Origin of the sequence: Paeniglutamicibacter sp. MACA_103, assembly GCF_045798555.1 — a bacterium.
In the GTDB taxonomy this organism is placed as follows: domain Bacteria; phylum Actinomycetota; class Actinomycetes; order Actinomycetales; family Micrococcaceae; genus Paeniglutamicibacter.
This window is the reverse complement of sequence record NZ_JBIXLN010000001.1, coordinates 124,422-139,472: the sequence shown is the minus strand read 5'-3', so window position 1 is coordinate 139,472 and position 15,051 is coordinate 124,422. Positions and strand designations below refer to the sequence as shown.

15 protein-coding genes and 1 pseudogene are annotated in these 15,051 nt (G+C 60.3%); all 16 read right to left on the bottom strand.

Annotated elements, in window-relative coordinates:
• Positions 1 to 955: 955 nt before the first annotated feature.
• The 16 genes and pseudogenes from ACIPVK_RS00605 to ACIPVK_RS00530 all read right to left on the bottom strand — a co-directional run bounded on the left by ACIPVK_RS00605 (position 956) and on the right by ACIPVK_RS00530 (position 15,011).
• Positions 956 to 2,431, bottom strand: a complete 1,476-nt coding sequence (locus tag ACIPVK_RS00605; protein ID WP_407610044.1) for an ATP-dependent nuclease — start codon at positions 2,429 to 2,431, stop codon at positions 956 to 958.
• 334 nt (positions 2,432 to 2,765) lie between these two features.
• Complete coding sequence (locus ACIPVK_RS00600; protein WP_407610043.1) at positions 2,766 to 3,761, bottom strand: hypothetical protein; 996 nt, start codon at positions 3,759 to 3,761, stop codon at positions 2,766 to 2,768.
• A 249-nt stretch (positions 3,762 to 4,010) separates the two neighbouring features.
• The gene (locus ACIPVK_RS00595; protein ID WP_407610042.1) at positions 4,011 to 4,799 is read right to left on the bottom strand and encodes a hypothetical protein; all 789 of its coding nucleotides are present in this window, start codon (positions 4,797 to 4,799) and stop codon (positions 4,011 to 4,013) included.
• A gap of 253 nt (positions 4,800 to 5,052) precedes the next feature.
• Complete coding sequence (locus tag ACIPVK_RS00590; protein WP_407610041.1) at positions 5,053 to 5,808, bottom strand: DUF2971 domain-containing protein; 756 nt, start codon at positions 5,806 to 5,808, stop codon at positions 5,053 to 5,055.
• Between the two features lie 5 nt (positions 5,809 to 5,813).
• On the bottom strand, positions 5,814 to 5,966 hold the full coding sequence (locus tag ACIPVK_RS00585) for an ATP-binding protein (protein ID WP_407610040.1): 153 nt from the start codon (positions 5,964 to 5,966) through the stop codon (positions 5,814 to 5,816).
• Positions 5,954 to 6,322, bottom strand: coding sequence for an ATP-binding protein (locus ACIPVK_RS00580; protein WP_407610039.1), 369 nt, complete (start codon positions 6,320 to 6,322; stop codon positions 5,954 to 5,956). The genes ACIPVK_RS00585 and ACIPVK_RS00580 overlap by 13 nt, the downstream gene beginning before the upstream one ends.
• 204 nt (positions 6,323 to 6,526) lie before the next feature.
• Positions 6,527 to 6,787, bottom strand: coding sequence for a magnesium chelatase domain-containing protein (locus ACIPVK_RS00575; RefSeq protein ID WP_407610038.1), 261 nt, complete (start codon positions 6,785 to 6,787; stop codon positions 6,527 to 6,529).
• Between the two features lie 140 nt (positions 6,788 to 6,927).
• Positions 6,928 to 7,038 (bottom strand): annotated as a pseudogene (locus ACIPVK_RS00570) (YraN family protein); the annotation flags it as partial.
• A 497-nt stretch (positions 7,039 to 7,535) separates the two neighbouring features.
• Complete coding sequence (locus ACIPVK_RS00565; protein ID WP_407610037.1) at positions 7,536 to 8,192, bottom strand: hypothetical protein; 657 nt, start codon at positions 8,190 to 8,192, stop codon at positions 7,536 to 7,538.
• Between the two features lie 2 nt (positions 8,193 to 8,194).
• Positions 8,195 to 9,607 (bottom strand): SH3 domain-containing protein, encoded by a 1,413-nt coding sequence (locus ACIPVK_RS00560; protein WP_407610036.1) that lies wholly within the window; start codon positions 9,605 to 9,607, stop codon positions 8,195 to 8,197.
• Between the two features lie 278 nt (positions 9,608 to 9,885).
• Positions 9,886 to 10,542 (bottom strand): hypothetical protein, encoded by a 657-nt coding sequence (locus ACIPVK_RS00555; RefSeq protein WP_407610035.1) that lies wholly within the window; start codon positions 10,540 to 10,542, stop codon positions 9,886 to 9,888.
• A gap of 2 nt (positions 10,543 to 10,544) precedes the next feature.
• Positions 10,545 to 11,963, bottom strand: a complete 1,419-nt coding sequence (locus ACIPVK_RS00550; protein WP_407610034.1) for an SH3 domain-containing protein — start codon at positions 11,961 to 11,963, stop codon at positions 10,545 to 10,547.
• Between the two features lie 521 nt (positions 11,964 to 12,484).
• Positions 12,485 to 12,805, bottom strand: coding sequence for a DUF2469 domain-containing protein (locus ACIPVK_RS00545; protein ID WP_217388199.1), 321 nt, complete (start codon positions 12,803 to 12,805; stop codon positions 12,485 to 12,487).
• Complete coding sequence (locus tag ACIPVK_RS00540; protein ID WP_407610033.1) at positions 12,802 to 13,542, bottom strand: ribonuclease HII; 741 nt, start codon at positions 13,540 to 13,542, stop codon at positions 12,802 to 12,804. Before ACIPVK_RS00540 ends, ACIPVK_RS00545 begins: the two co-directional genes overlap by 4 nt.
• The gene (lepB, locus tag ACIPVK_RS00535) at positions 13,542 to 14,255 is read right to left on the bottom strand and encodes a signal peptidase I (RefSeq protein WP_407610032.1); all 714 of its coding nucleotides are present in this window, start codon (positions 14,253 to 14,255) and stop codon (positions 13,542 to 13,544) included. Before lepB ends, ACIPVK_RS00540 begins: the two co-directional genes overlap by 1 nt.
• A 195-nt stretch (positions 14,256 to 14,450) precedes the next feature.
• Complete coding sequence (locus ACIPVK_RS00530) at positions 14,451 to 15,011, bottom strand: hypothetical protein (protein ID WP_407610031.1); 561 nt, start codon at positions 15,009 to 15,011, stop codon at positions 14,451 to 14,453.
• Between the last annotated feature and the right edge of the window lie 40 nt (positions 15,012 to 15,051).

Here is a 15,051-nt window from a genome sequence, read left to right as displayed (position 1 = left end):
AAAGGTGGATGGCTCTGCCCTGAAGCCACACTAAGCCCCCGGCATCGCTGAAGTCCTCAGCCGCCTGTCGCTAGTTCTAAAAATCGCGCGAGCGGAGATTCAAACATAGGCGAGTCGAAAATTTGGATGTATTAGCGACGTTCGCTACTTCCCACACTTGAGATTCGCCTCAAGGTTGGTTCCATGCATCTTGCCCGTCTTGGGTTCCGTCCCAGTACGAGAGACACCTTCTATCTTCTTCCGAGACACTCCGTGATCCAGCCCTAGGATGAAACCCAGCTCGCCGCATCAATCCTCGGGCACGCGTTTGTAGCCACCCCCCCATTGAACACAAAAACGTCCTGAGATCGGCAGCCAGATGGCTGCTGTTATGGATATAGAAGAATATTACGAGGGAGACAATTGCCGCGCCGGTTCGCCGCAGCGATTCGAGGAACGACCGCGGCAGGCTTTCCACAAGTCAAAACTTTCCAGCACACTAATAGCGAGACTGCTAAATACATGTATCGACATCGTCCAGCGCCGCCTTGCACGAGCAGGAGGTTCATTGCGAGGCTTGTTGGATCTCCTTATAGCTCGAGCTGGGCATCAACGCTCGGGCAGTCGCCACACGGCTCACATGTGACAAGCAACTACGACTAGTTCGCTGCTGCCACAGGCTCGCCATTGGCTGTTCCAGCCTACTGGAGGTCGAACTAGGTCTATGAAGGGAGGCGAATAGGAAGCACGTAATCTGTCACCGCCGAAGGCAACCGCACCCTGGAATCGACGGGTTACGCCAATAAGTCACCCAGGAGCACATAGGACCCAGCAGCTACGCGCGTAAACACGGTACTGAAGATCCCGCTCTAGGGTTACCCCCTGTCGGACACAGAGAAAAAGCATGACCCCGGTTGCAGATTCAGCCGGGGTCATGCTTTCCGTCACTTCACCGTGAATCGGTTGGCGGAGTCAGTCAAGCTATCGCATTGATCGTTTCCACGACTCCAACGAGATGCTTGATTGAATCACGCAGCTCCTCCTGAGTAAAAGGCTTGTTCATCTCATTTTCGGGGTGGTGGATCGAATTACGAACGTACGCCGGCAAAGTGGAAGGGTACTGGAGGACTTCCGTACGAATCCACGTCTTCGACTTTTCAATGCCTTGGTCCGCAAAGAAGTTGTCAATCTCGTGTTCCTTCGCGAACTTGCCTTCTGGCTTTTGTGCATCTAGGTGGCGTTGCACATGCCCATACAGTTCATTGTGGAAATCATTACTGCACACTTCAAAGGCTCGATAGTTAATTTCGCCCCAGGTAGGCTCACCCACGCCAAACATTCCGAACTTCGTCGACGGGTCAATCTTTCGAGCGTCCCCTTGTCCAGATAGGACTGTCAACAGGTGCCTTTCGGAATCGAATTTACGAATCAAATAAGGCGAATGGGTAATCACGAAGACCTGCTCGCGCTCACCTATGGAACTCAGCGCATCTCCCAGACGCAGCTGCGCGCTCGGGTGCAACCATGTCTCCGGCTCATCCAGGATGAGCACCAGAGGGGTCTTGTTCTCTCCATCGAGCAGCGCTGCCGAGCGGGCATAGTGCTGGATGATGGCCAACGCAATGGCGCGCTGCATCCCCGTGCCCTTGCCGTCTGCCGGGGTTTCACCCGCACCATCGTCGACATGCAGTCGCCCTTGTTTCATGAAGATAGACGCATCTGGGAGACCAAAATCAAAACGGTAGTCTGCCGTACCGTATTGCTCGTCAACTAGCTTTTTGATGCCCGACGCCAGCTGTTGGGTCTCGACCAGGAATGAACCTTCCTCATCAGCAGAGAACGCCTTCTCGTGAGCCGCTTCAAGCGCTTTCCAACTATCTGTCGAGGTGAAGCGCTTAAAAGATGAGTCCAAAAGACGCCCCAGCGTCTTAGTGTTCGCAAAGTCGATGTGATCCCCGGGATGGGCGTCCGCCCAGATCGCCTCAAAATCAAAGATCGCTTTGACTCTGGCATCGATGCCAGTCACATTCTCAAATTGCTTGCGTTCAGGGTGCCAGAAGCACACCGCTTTTACATCAACGCTTTTAGTCTTCCCACCCTGTGTAACCGTGCGCGATTCGCTACTTCGCTCAAGACGCAGTATGCGCTGATCACCGTCTTCAAAAACGAACTCACTCAACACCTTGAACTTATCCTGCTCCACAAGGGCATCAACGTTATCCGCAATGTCGACTTCAACCCGGGTAGCACCTGTCGCCTGCGAGGAGTAGAACTTCTCTGGTGTCCATTTGGTAGCCGACGGCCCCTCAAACAAGAAGAGCAGTGCTTCCATGACGGATGACTTACCACTGTTGTTATCACCCACAAAGTAGTTCACCCCAGAGCTCAGCTCGAAGCGATGCTTGCCCCTAAAGCTCTTGACGTTTTCAAGCGTAACGTTTCTTATGTACATGACTAACCTGTCTTTATTCGTTCCGCTCGGAGTCGGGAACTCTCTTCACTACCGAGATTATCAGTGACCCACGACATGGTTGCGCGTTCAACAATCGGTCGTCTATCTGAGCATCGGTGGGTCGTCTTGAACTCGTCAGAAAAGATGCACACATCGTTCGATAGCCGGTACAGCTGAAGAGGTCAACGGGATCGCGCTGGAAAAGGCCAGAGCAAGTGAGACATACCGCAAATGGCACTATTTCGAATTAGTCGCAGTGGCATTTTATGCGATCATCGTGGCAGTATCCGGGCCGATTGCTGCAATTTTAGTCTTCGAATTGACTAGGTAGGAATTAGCCTCCTAACGCGGCCAGAGTGCTTTCTGCCATACCCACAAGCGCATCAACCATGCCTTGAGCAGTGCCAAGCGCGGCGATCTCTGCAACTTTGGAAATGAGTTCCTTGATGCGGTCTCGCTTCGGAGCTGGACCCGTGGTTTCAGATTCAAGCTCGCCGATGATTTCGAGTGCCTTAACTTGATCGCCATCCGCCAAACCCAACAGCGGTATTAGACCCTTGGCGCTGCGGATGAACATAGTGGCTTGCTCTAGCTGGTCAACAGTGACATTGCTCGTTTGAGTGACCTTGCTGCCGCCAACATTCAGGTTGTTGCCGTGGGAATCCGCCAAGTTGATATGCGTCGTCACGTTTCCCTGCGATGCAGCTGGAATTTTTGCCAATGATCCATACCTTTCGATGATGTTGATACCTTCATTTGAGATGCGCGGTGCGGCATAGGAACCGGTTGCCATGCGCTCTCCGGTGATATACCCGCCATCGACCAACCTTCGGGCGGCCTTTCGGATTTCACCATCTGAAAATTCCTGACCCAAGTAATTCCCATGAGCGCTCGCTCGAAAGTCAGAATGGGTCAACCGTCGATCATCATTGTGATCGCAGTCGTACAACCAGCGCAGGTAGTTCTCACGAGCGGACTTTGAACGCTCGACTATGTCTGTTCGGGACTCAATAAAGACGCTTGCCGCGTCATACCCAGCTGCTTCGATCAGGACATCCTTGATGCCAGCGATGGAAGCCCAAAACTCTACCCAACCACGATCTTTCATCCAACGGAGATCTGCTTCTAGTGCGCGGTCATCCTGCCCGTAGTATGCATCCACTTCTGCAAGTGCATCCGTTGGTACCGCGAAGCCAGGTCGAACAGTGAGCTCACTTATCGCAGTGATGAGCCGCAGCCGGCGGGCTCCGCTCGGAGTGCTTGCAATTTGGGCGAGGTTTAGTGCCATGTTCGAATCCCCAGATTCCGTTTGAAGTATTGCTTTAGTCAATACGGCTCATCCTAGCTGGGTGATACGACAGGTGGTTGTCGGGACGTTACTAGGCCGGCCAGGCGACGATGGACCACTTAGTCGGTTCCATCGCATACGGTGGAGAGATGACTGGGGACTCTAGTGAACGTGCAGAGCAATCTCCGCCCGATATTGTCGGTGAGATGAATGCAAGCGTCCGCAAACAAATGCGGAAATACAATCTAGCCAGGTATGTAAAGAAGCCCACCGCATCGAGCCGTGTTCCGGTTAAGGTTGATCCGAATCAAGCTCAAGACGCGGTGGCTCTTCTTGCGATGCGCTCATAGATGTATCTTCTAGACTCTTTTTCAATTCTTCACGCTGTGCTTGATTGAGTTCTCGAAGTCGACGTGCTTCGTTTCTCAGCCTCTCGTCTCTTTCGTCACCAGACCGCACCCACACTCTCAGGCCACCCGGAGTCTCACTCCAACGCTTCTGGCGCGTATTCATTTCCTTCACGGACTTAGCGAGATCGTGAACACTGAGAGTATCCATGAATCGCTTCGTTTTAAGTGGTGCCCAATCAAGGACCGCGCGGCTCTTCAGTTCGACGTCTTCCAACCCCTTGAATGTCACTTCAACTTCGTGTCGATCTGCCAAATCTTTATTGTCCGACCGATCGCGGCTAACATCCCAAATTGTTCGCCACTCTTGCCCAGGTGCTAAATACGGGATGACTTCCGGGATCTCTACGTCTTCAGCAACCTTTCGATCGGCATCCCCTGTCCTCTGTATCGGCGGATCACTAACAAACTTGACGTCATAGGCAGGAGTCGGACCAAAGTTCTTGATTACGATCTCTTGGATGAACGGTGAAGCGGCCGGCTCCATATACGCCACAACGGACGGCTCTGAACGCTTCTTTTCGATATCATCAAGCTGCCGTCGTGCCTCCATAGATTCTTTCACTTGACCCCGCGCATAGAACAGCGCCCATAGCGCCACTCCGAATGTCAGGATCGTGGCAACAGCAGAAATCCAATCCGTCGTTGACGGTGGCCCCTCCAACAAAATCATCCTTCTCACCCATTCTCTCTGACTCGATCGTGCCCATCAGCTGCTGGATTAACAGCCACCATCAGTTCCTCATAGAGTGCTCTATCCCCGCGCTCATACTCTCATCACCATTGGACACATAGAACTGGGCAGCCCCATAGCCAGCGCGTTTCATGCCTTCTATTCTGGGCTCTCGCTCATGTGGAAAAGCCCCACAATTGGTACCGAGTAGCGACATTCCTGCACTCAAGAACTGTTCGACCTGTGAGCATGCTTATGCGATGGGATCTGTAGCAAGGTCGGATTGTCGCACTTCAAAGTCGTGCCCGTATCTCTTGGCGAGCTTCTCAATAAGCTCAGTTATCCACGATGGCGAATCAGGAGCAACATAAACGTTGTGTATTAGCTTCTTTACATCAACGGGTACTGAAACAACGACCGGCTCCGGTCCCACTGCGATGACTGCCCCGTTCTCGTCATGGCGGGGAAATATCAGGTCTTGCGCCAAAGTAATGAGTCGCACTTCATTCTCGTGGGCAAAGCTCAAACGTTTGTGCATGAATGCATCAAAAGTATTTTTCTCTGGAATCAGAGTCAACTGATAGTCGGCATATGTAACCCGTCCACCAAAAATCGTCCTGGCTGACGCGAGACTTGCCGTTAAGCTATCCCAGTCGGTCTTGATTGCCACCCCACGGCCCTCGCGCTGGTAAATATCCCACATGGCGGCTGACTCGACTGGCGATTCATGCCAGCAGTTCATGTACATCGCCTTAAGGGTGAATGCACGACGTTGCGGGGCAGCAAGCTCCATCATCTCGTAGTGCTCCCCGTACATCAGCGGTCTCTGGTCTACGTTTTTTTGGCTATAGGACCCCTCCCATTTATCGTTCATCTGATCCGCTCTAGCGAAGTAGATTGCTTCGTCCTCCAACAACGAAAGAAACCTTGCAATGTCCATGTAGCGCCACAAGACATCTTGGCCATGGGGTTGGTTCTCGAAGCTCTCATGCGGCGCGGTCTCAAACATAGCCATTATCCTAGTGCGACCTGCGGTTTTGGCACCGACAAGACATTGTGTGGTGTTTCGCGTACTCTAACCTCGTCCAGAAAGAGCAAGCCCCGATGGGCACGGGAAGCTGCACCGGGTCGCGGGATGCCACTGCCGCCGCCGATCAGTGCAACCATGCTGGCGCTGTGGTGCGGGGATTCGAAGGGCGGCCGGCGCAGCAGGCCGAGATGGGCCGCCCGCCGGCAGCCGACGAGTACACGGCCGTGGTTTCCAGCGCCTGGGCGTCCTCCAGGTTCGGAAGCAGACATGGCAGGCGCTGGGCGAGCATGGTCTTCCCGGCACCGGGTGGCCCGATGAACAGCAGGTGGTGCCCGCCGGCGGCAGCGACCTCCAAGGCGTACCGCCCCTGCACCTGCCCGACCAAATCGGAGAGATCAAGCGCGGGTGACGCGGTCGCCGTCCACCCGGTTGTCTTGCGCGCGGGCGAGTCGTGGCGCGCCCTGTACTGTTGGCCAGCGGATCGGCGCCGCATTCTGCCAACACCTGCGACAAGTGCGCATGGGACCGGACAGTGGACCGGCAACCAGCTCCGCTTCCGTCTGGTTCTCGGCGGCAACCACGGTCATCACGGAGGGCAGCACTCCCGAAGTGGGTCGCAGCGACCCGTCGAGCCCGAGTTCGGCCAAATAGACCACACCCGGGGCCAGGGTGACGGACCGTTCGGCGGCCAGCGCCGCTACAGGATGGCCAGGTCGAATCCGGAGCCGCTCCTGTGCATCGTCGCGGGTGTCAGGTTCACCGTCAGGCGGCGGTTGGGCAGCGGAATGCCGGAGTTCCACGCGGCGGAGCGAATGCGTTCGCGTGATTCGTTCAAGGCCGCATCTGGCAGGCCCAGCAGGAGGAAGGCGGGGATGCCGTTGCCCACGTCGGCTTCCACCTCGATGAGCTGCCCGTTGAGCCCGGTCAGTCCGACGCCGGGGGTACGGGCCAGGCTCATGATTCCACCACGAGCAGATGTTCGATGCTCGGTTCGCGCCCGGGTGGCATGAGGATGGCCAGTACATCAACCCGGACGGCTTGCGGATGGCGGTGGTGGGTCACGCACCAGCGACGCACCAGTCGCGAGACTCTGCGCAGTTATTGCCGGTTCACGGCCTCGGCCGGGTGCCCGAATCCCATCGAGCTTCGCGTCTCGACCTCCACTCCAACGACCTGGCCGTGCGTCTCGGCAATGATGTCGAGCTCGCCGAGCGTGCAGCGCTAGTTGCGTTCCAGCACGGTGCATCCGGCTCCGGCCAGATAGGCAGCGGCCAGCTCCTCTCCCGCGGCGCCAAGTACCTGGTTGTGGTTCATGGGCACACTCCTCTTTCATCCAGGCCAGTGCAGCCCATCCCGTGAACCGACGTTTTTGGGCGGGGTCCGGACTCAAGCGTGCACGCAATGGCGCAGCACCGGCGCGGGCAGGAGCAGGGATGTGGAAAAGCAGGCCGTCGATTCCGGCGAACGCGGCAGGTCATTTCCTGCCGAATTGCGGACGGGGTCGTTGCCTCGGGCCCATCGGCCGGCGGCAACGACCCCGTTAGCGACGCTGTGGCACAGTCAGTGGGCCCCGGCGGTCGAATCATCCGCCGTAGGGCCAGGACCAGCCGCCGTTGTCCTCGGGGTCGTTGCCTCGGGCCCATCGGCCGGCGGCAACGACCCCGTTAGCGACGCTGTGGCACAGTCAGTGGGCCCCGGCGGTCGGATCATCCGCCGTAGGGCCAAGACCAGCCGCCGTTGTCCTCGGGGTCGTAGGCGACCTTGCCCGTGAGGGCATCCACGTCGAGCACGACCTTGCCCTTGACGCTTTGGCCCGGGTTGACGACCGGCGGCAGCAACACCGAATCATCGAAGCAGCCCCAGGCCGTTTCCGAGGTGACGTTGCGGTCCGGGGCCCCGCTCGAGGTGGTCACCGAGAACGCTTCGGCGACCAGCGGCATGTACAGTTCCTGCACCCCGCCGCCGACCTTCGCGGAGACGGAGGCCGCCAGGGTGGCCTCGACGTCCAGGACCAGGAACTTGGTGCGCATCGGCTTGAGCGTCTGGTTCCCCACGCGCGAGGTGCACTGCCCCAGCAACTGGGTGTTCGTGACCTTGATGGTGAAGTAGCTCTTGTTGGTCTCTTCATCGACCAGTCCGGCCTTTTCGCCCGCCTTCTTCTGGACGTTGTCGAACCTGTCGGTCTTCACCTCGGAGCCGGTGGACGGATCGGCTTCGGCAATGGCGGGGCCCGCGACGAGGTCGCCGGGGAGCTCCCACTCCGTGCTGTTGGCGGCACCGGCCAGCCCGATGCCCCAGGCCGCGAGGCCGAGGGCCGCAACGCCCGAAACGACGCTGGTGATGATCTTGCCCTGCTTTTTCATGGTCAGAACCTCTTCAGATAGTCGCCGGAAGTCACGCGGATTCCGTTTTTGGTCAGGTACTCGCCGATCTTCTTCGATCCGAGGTAGGCCCAGGACTTCTTGCCGTCCTTGTCGGTGACCAGCACGCGGTTGTAGTTCTGGTCGGCCAGCGGCTTATTGGGGTTGAAGCGTTCCCACTTGTCCATGTTGGCCACGGTGGCCCGGTAGCTGGCCGGCTTGATGTCCATCCGCTCGACAACCACCTTGTCGGAGGACTTCTTGCTGGGGATGACGTAGGAGAGCCAGGTCTTGTTCGGTTGCAGGTACATGCTGTGCCTGGCGATCGTCGTCTTGGTTTCCCTGGACGTCTTCCCTTTGAGGATGTAGTAGGCCGACTGCCCCTTGCGCAGCGTGCCGTAGACCGCAAACGAGTACTGGCCGGTCTTGTCCAGGTACTTGTTCGAAATCCAGCCGGTGCCCTTGGAGGAGACCACGTTCGACCAACCGTTGGCGGTCTTGAGGTAGGTGACCCGCTCGTTGGCCGGTACCAGGCCCAGGCTCTTGTGCGAGGTGCCGGTGCCCTTGCGGATGTTCACCTTCGACGTTGTCCAGCGGTAGCTGGCCCTGGGTGCAGGGGGCTTGGGGGCCGTCGGCTTGATGGCGGTGTTGCCCAGGGTGGAGGTCGGCACCCACCCGTTGCCCTTGCCGGTCCGTATGGCGGTCCAGCCGGTGCCGGTGCGCAGCCATTCGACCTTGGTGTTCTTCTCCACCGTGGCGACCCTGGCGGACTTGTTGTTGGTGCTCTTGTAAACGAATTGCTTGGACTTCAACCACCGGTTGACCACGGCGGGATTGGTCTTGGAAAGACGCGCGGATTCCATGAAGCCGGTCTTGCCTGAAACCTTGACCTTGGTCCACGCCCCAGAGGCCGAGAGGAATTCGACCTTGGCGCGGCGCTGGTAGGAGCCCAACGGCTGGCTCTTGGCCGATGCGCTCTGGCGCAGGGTGGTGAAGCCGGTGGTGTAGCGGTGCGCGACCGATTTAGGCTTGGGCACGGTCTTCTTGGCAGCGGGTGCGTTCTTGAGATAGCGGGAAGCCACCCAACCGGTCTTGCCCTTGTACGTCGTCTTGCTCCAGGTGCCACTGGTCTGGGTGAGCGTGACCGAGGTGTTCTTCGGGATCGTCAGCAGCACCCTGGTCCTGGTGCTCTTGCCCTTCCGCAGATTCAAGTTGTAGGTGGTCACCTTCTTCAGATTCACCTTTTTCGCGGCGATGCCTGCCGCAGCGGTGCGTGGCTCCAGGATCATCGGCGCTGCCCAGGCCGTTCCCGTTGCCGGAGCGTGGACCTGGCCGGCCGCCGGCAACACCAAGCCGGTGCTGCTTCCCGTCACCGCGACGGCGAGTGCCAGCGCCGTTACGAATCGCTTCTTCTGCAATCGGATCCCCCATAGGTCCTGGTTCCACTCGATGCTGCGCACTGCCGTGGTGGTGGCCCGTACGAAGGATCTTGATCCGCCATACGTACGCCGAATCGAGTTTTTATGCTTTCGCTTGATCATAGCGTCAGAATGTTAGGAATCCGGGTTTCACCGGGAAATCTCCGGCGAAGTCGACCAACGAGGTGTTTTGGATGTCACTCCTTCGACATGGTGGCCGAGAGGATCGCGCCCGGGCGCGGGGCGCAGGACGACTCGGCCACGCAGTCCCCGCCGGGCTAGTCTCCGTAGGGCCACGACCAGCCGCCGTTGTTCTCGGGGTCGTAGGTGACCTGTCCCGTGAGGGCATCCACGTCAAGCACCAACTTGCCCGTGACGCTCTGGCCGGGGTTGACCACCGGAGGCAACAGCACGGCGTCGTCGAAGCAGCCCCAGGCCGTTTCCGAGGTGACGTTGCGGTCCGGGGCCCCGCTGGAGCCGGCCACCGAGAAGGTCTCCGCCACCAGCGGCATGTAAAGCTCGCCGCCGTCTCCACCGACGTTCTTTGCGACGTTGGCGTCCAGGGATGCGGTGATGTCCAGGACCAGGAATGCCGTGCGCGTTGGCTTGAGCTTGTCGGTGCCGACACGGGGATCGCACTGGTACGCCACTTCGCTGTTCGTGACTTCGATGGTGAAATAGCTCTTGTTGGTCCGCGGGTCGACGAGGCCGGCCTTTTCGCCGGCGCTTTTCTCCACGTTGTCGAATTTGTCGGTCTTGACCTTGTCGCCCGTGGTGGGGTTGGTCTCCGCGACCACGGGTCCCGCTTCAAGATCGGGTGGCGGCTCCGGATCATCGCCGTTGGCCGTGCCCGCCAGCCCGATCCCCCACGCGCCAAGGCCGACGAGAACCGCGACCGAGGCAACGGCGGTGATGGCCTTGCCCTGTGTCTTCATGGCTAGAACCTCCTCAAGTAGTCGCCGGAGGTCACGCGGATCCCGTTCCTGGTCAGGTAGCTGCTGATCTTCGAGGCGCCGACATAGGCCCACGACCTTTTGCCGTCCTGGTCGGTGACCAGCTTGCGGTTGTAGTTCTGGTCGGCCAGCGGCTTGCGGGGATCGAAGCGTTCCCACTTGTCCAGGTTCGCCAAGGTCGAATGGTAGTAGACGGGTTTGATGACCATGCGCTCCACCACCACCGAACGGGCGGACGACGAGGATGGAATGATGAACGACCACCAGGTCTGGTCGGGCTTCAGATACATGTTGAAATAGGGCACCCGGGTCTTCGTTTCGCTTGCGGTGCGCCCGCGCAACAGGTGGTAGGCGGACTGGCCCTTGCGCAGTGTCCCGTAGACGGACACCGGATGCTGGCCCACGGTGGCGAGGTAGCGGTTGGTGATCCAGCCGGTCCCCTTCGACGATTTCACGTTCGACCAGCCCTTGGAGGTCTTGATGTAGGTGACCCGCTCGTTGGCACGCACCACGCCCAGGCTGGCGTACGAGGTGCCAGGCCCCTTGCGCACGTTCACGTTCGCGGTGGTCCAGCGGTACGTGGCCTTGGGTGCCGGCGACGTCGAAGAGGACGCATTCTTCAGGTAGCGCGAGGCCACCCAGCCCGTCTTGCCCTTGTAGCTGGTCTTGCTCCACGACCCGCTGGTCTGCGTGACCTTGATCGTGGTGTTCTTCGGGATCACCACCAGCACCTTGCTGCCGGTGCTCCTGCCTTGGCGCAGGTTCAGGTTGTAGGTGGTGACCTTCTGGTTCTGCGGCTTCGCCGGGGCCTTGGCCGCGGACGCGTTCTTCAGGTAGCGCGACGCCACCCAGCCCGTCTTGCCCTTGTAGCTGGTCTTGCTCCAGGATCCGCTGGTCTGCGTGACCTTGATCGTGGTGTTCTTCGGGATCGTCACCAGCACCTTGCTGCCGGTGCCCTTGCCCCGGCGCAGGTTCAGGTTGTAGGTCGTGACCTTCTGGTTCTGCGGCTTCGCCGGAGCCTTGGTCGCGGACACGTTCTTCAGGTAGCGCGACGCCACCCAGCCCGCCTTCCCCTTGTAGCTGGTCTTGCTCCACGACCCGCTGGTCTCGGTGACGGTGAGCGCGGAATTCTTGGGAATCGTCACCAGCACCTTGGTGCCGGTGCTCTTGCCCTGCCGCAGGTTCAGGTTGTAGGTGTTGATCTTTTTGAGATTCACCTTCTTCGCCGCGACGCCGGCAGCCGCAGCGGCGGGCTGGAACGCCGTGGCCGGCGTCGACGTGGCCGCCTGCGCGGCAGCGACTTCATGAATGATTGTTGGTGTGGAAAAGCCCGTACTGCTTCCGGTTACCGCGACGGCGAGGGCAAGTGCCGTGACGAGTTTCTTCTTTTGCAAGTGATTCACCCCGTAGGTTTTCGTCCTTCTCGGTTCTGTGCGTTGCCGCGGAAGTGGCCCTGAAAGAAGGCACGTGCTCCACCACCGATGTGACGCATAGACGCTATTGTTGCCGCTCGACGACCAGAGTTCAACCATCGAATGTGCCTTCATTGGTGAAGTGTCCGCAATTCCCGCAAAGGTGACGCACCACACGCTAATTCTTTTGAATGACCCGGGGCCGGTGTCCGATCGACCGGCCGAAAATGGGCGCGAAGAATACCCGGGAAGGCCTCACGGCGATTCGCCGGGTGTGCGATCAGGCGAAACGGGGCTTCGTGGGTTCGGGCATCCAGCCGGGCGGCCCGACGCAGTGGGGGGCCTAGGTTCACGGAAGCCTGGTCGTTCACCATGAAGGTGCGCTCCCGCGCCCAGGCTTCCGCCAGGCTGCCGGGAGCCGGAAACAAGACTGCCCCCGAATCCGCCCCGCGCACGGCGGGAGGGTTTCGGGGGCAGGGACCGCCATGACAAGGCGGTCGTGGCCGGAGCGGCTAGTTCAGCCCCTCCTTGGGAATGGACAGGTCATCGACGCGGTTCAGTTCCTCGATGTTCACGTCCTTGAACGTCACGATGCGCACCGACTGCACGAAGCGGCCGGTGCGGTAGACGTCCCAGACCCAGGCGTCGGTGAGCGTGAGGTCGAAGAAGACCTCGCCGTCGGCCGAACGGGTCTTCAGGTCCACGTTGTTGGCCAGGTAAAAACGCCGCTCGGTTTCGACGACGTAATTAAAGAGGTTTGCCACGTCCTTGTACTCGCGGTAGAGCTGCAGCTCAAGTTCCGCTTCGTAGTTTTCCAGGTCTTCGGCACTCATGGTGTTTTCCCCTCGCCCCCTGACTCGATGTTCTCTCCCGGCGACTTGGGTGTCAGTTGCCAGGTCTTCCGATGGTATTCGCTCGCCCCGTGCTGGACGATTCCGGCGCGGTGGGCGGCGGTGCCATACCCCTTGTTTCGTATCCAACCGTACGCCGGGTAGCTGCGATCATACCCATCCATGAGGTCGTCGCGTTCGACTTTGGCCAAAATGGAGGCCGCGGCGATGGACAGGGCCAGCAAGTCGCCCTTGATCAGGGTGCGCACGGGGATCTGCAGCCCGTCGATGTCCTCGGGTTCGGCGAAGCCGGGCATCAGGGAATCGAGCAGCGTGGGCTGGACGGTGGCCGAAAGCCAGTCCAGGTTTCCGTCCAGCAGCACCGCGTCCGCCACCTGCACGCGGTGCGCGGCGGTGGCTGCCCGCAGCCCGGCCAGCCGCAGTGCCGGCACCAAGCCCAGGGCGTCGATCTCGGCGGCGCTGGCATGGCCAACGCCCCATGACGCGGCCCAGTCCTTGATCGCGGGGGCCAATTCGTGGCGCACCGCGTCGGTGAGCAGCTTGGAGTCCCGCACCCCGGGCAGCTCGGGCACGGCGGCGGGGTCGATGACGACGTAGCCCACGGAGACCGGTCCGGCCAGCGAGCCTCGGCCCACCTCGTCGGCGGCCCCGATGAACCGGTGCCTGCCTGCCGCGGCAAGAGCCAGCTCGTGTTGCAGGGTCGGCGGAGTCGATGCCATCAGTTGGCCGGCGCCGGGACGTGGGCGAAAACCCCGTCCCCGCCCGGGATGCCGCCCAGGCGGTCCAGCGGCCAGGAGATGACCGCTGCCCGGCCCTCGACCGACGAGAGGTCGACAAAGCCGCCCTGCAGGTCCTCGTGGAAGCGCGAATCGGCGGAGGCGCCGCGGTGGTCGCCCATCACCCAGATCTTGCCCTCCGGGACGGTCTTGGTGAATTCGGAGTCCGAGGGGTTGTCGCCCGGATAGATGTAGGGCTCGGTGATTTCCACGCCGTTGACGGTCAGCTTGCCGTCGGCGGAGCAGCACTCCACGGTGTCCCCCGGCATGCCGATGATCCGCTTGATCAGGTGCTGGTTGGAGGGATCCGGGACCAGGCCGACGAAGGTGAAGAATTCGGAGACCGCGTTGGTGGCCGGGGAGGCGATCGGCGGCAGCCAGCCTTCCTCGTCGCGGAAGACCACCACGTCGCCGCGGGAGAGCTCGAACGGGCCGGGCGCCATGAGGTTGGCAAAGATGCGGTCGTTGACCTGCAGTGTCTGTTCCATGGAACCGGAGGGGATGTAGAAGGCCCGGAAGAAAAACGTCTTGACGACCAGCGAGATCACCAGGGCGACCACGACGATGATGAGGACCTCGCGGATGGCGGCCCACACGGGGTTTCGTTTTTTCCCCGGTCGTTCCGGTGTTGCTGCTGGGTCGCTGGCGTGGCTCACGTGGGTGCAGGCCCTTTCAAGATTCGGTGTTCGCTGTCGATGCGAGGTAGCGCATCCGATCCCGCTGTCCCTCAAAGCAGTCGAAGATCAAAGGCGGTGCCTCAGGTACAACCCTACGTCGCGTCGCGGGCCTTGCCCGTTCGTGGCGCGCCTGAGACATTCGAAAGGCGCCCCACGAACGGAGATCGGGCCTTGTCAGCCCGAGGAGGCGGGGGTTGCGGGTCCCGCCGATTCCACGAACTTCAGCGCGATGTCGCCGGTGACCTTGTCAGCCGCCAGCCCCTGCCTGATGTCCTCGAGCTGGGCCGGGTCCACGGCCAGGGTGATTGAGCCGTCCCGTCCGGAGGGGAGGTAGCGGTAGATGGCCGTGGCGGTGTCCCCACCCTGGTCCCGCTGCCAGGCCATGATCTTGCCGATGGCCGCCTCGAGTTCCGCGGCGGAGTGTTCGGCCAGGTGTGCCACGGCGCCGGCCGCGGCGACGATGGACTCGGAGGCCTTGTCGGTGACGGCCACGTGCAGTTTGTTGTCCGCGATCCAGGCCTCGGCGTACTTGTCCCCCAGGGCTTCCTTGAGCGATTCATTGAGCTGGAGCAAGTCCGGGTCCTGGCTCTCGTTCGGGGCGGCGCTGAGCGAGGCCGAGGGGGTGGGGCTGGTGGAGGATGCAGGAGCTCCCGCCTCGCTGCCACAGGCGGTAAGCAGGAGCACCGCCGCCAGGGCGGCACCGCCCACTGCGGTGCGTGCCGTGTGGTTGTTCATGTGTGTGACCACCTTCTGAGTTGGGCCGAGTCTATGGGGC

Excerpts from the sequence above, each read along its gene's own strand:
- ACIPVK_RS00605 (WP_407610044.1), bottom strand. The coding sequence starts at position 2,431 with ATGTACATAAGAAACGTTACGCTTGAAAACGTCAAGAGCTTTAGGGGC.
- ACIPVK_RS00595 (WP_407610042.1), bottom strand. The coding sequence starts at position 4,799 with ATGATTTTGTTGGAGGGGCCACCGTCAACGACGGATTGGATTTCTGCT.
- ACIPVK_RS00590 (WP_407610041.1), bottom strand. The coding sequence starts at position 5,808 with ATGTTTGAGACCGCGCCGCATGAGAGCTTCGAGAACCAACCCCATGGC.
- ACIPVK_RS00585 (WP_407610040.1), bottom strand. The coding sequence starts at position 5,966 with ATGGTTGCACTGATCGGCGGCGGCAGTGGCATCCCGCGACCCGGTGCA.
- ACIPVK_RS00580 (WP_407610039.1), bottom strand. The coding sequence starts at position 6,322 with ATGCGGCGCCGATCCGCTGGCCAACAGTACAGGGCGCGCCACGACTCG.
- ACIPVK_RS00575 (WP_407610038.1), bottom strand. The coding sequence starts at position 6,787 with ATGAGCCTGGCCCGTACCCCCGGCGTCGGACTGACCGGGCTCAACGGG.
- ACIPVK_RS00565 (WP_407610037.1), bottom strand. The coding sequence starts at position 8,192 with ATGAAAAAGCAGGGCAAGATCATCACCAGCGTCGTTTCGGGCGTTGCG.
- ACIPVK_RS00555 (WP_407610035.1), bottom strand. The coding sequence starts at position 10,542 with ATGAAGACACAGGGCAAGGCCATCACCGCCGTTGCCTCGGTCGCGGTT.
- ACIPVK_RS00545 (WP_217388199.1), bottom strand. The coding sequence starts at position 12,805 with ATGAGTGCCGAAGACCTGGAAAACTACGAAGCGGAACTTGAGCTGCAG.
- ACIPVK_RS00540 (WP_407610033.1), bottom strand. The coding sequence starts at position 13,542 with ATGGCATCGACTCCGCCGACCCTGCAACACGAGCTGGCTCTTGCCGCG.
- ACIPVK_RS00530 (WP_407610031.1), bottom strand. The coding sequence starts at position 15,011 with ATGAACAACCACACGGCACGCACCGCAGTGGGCGGTGCCGCCCTGGCG.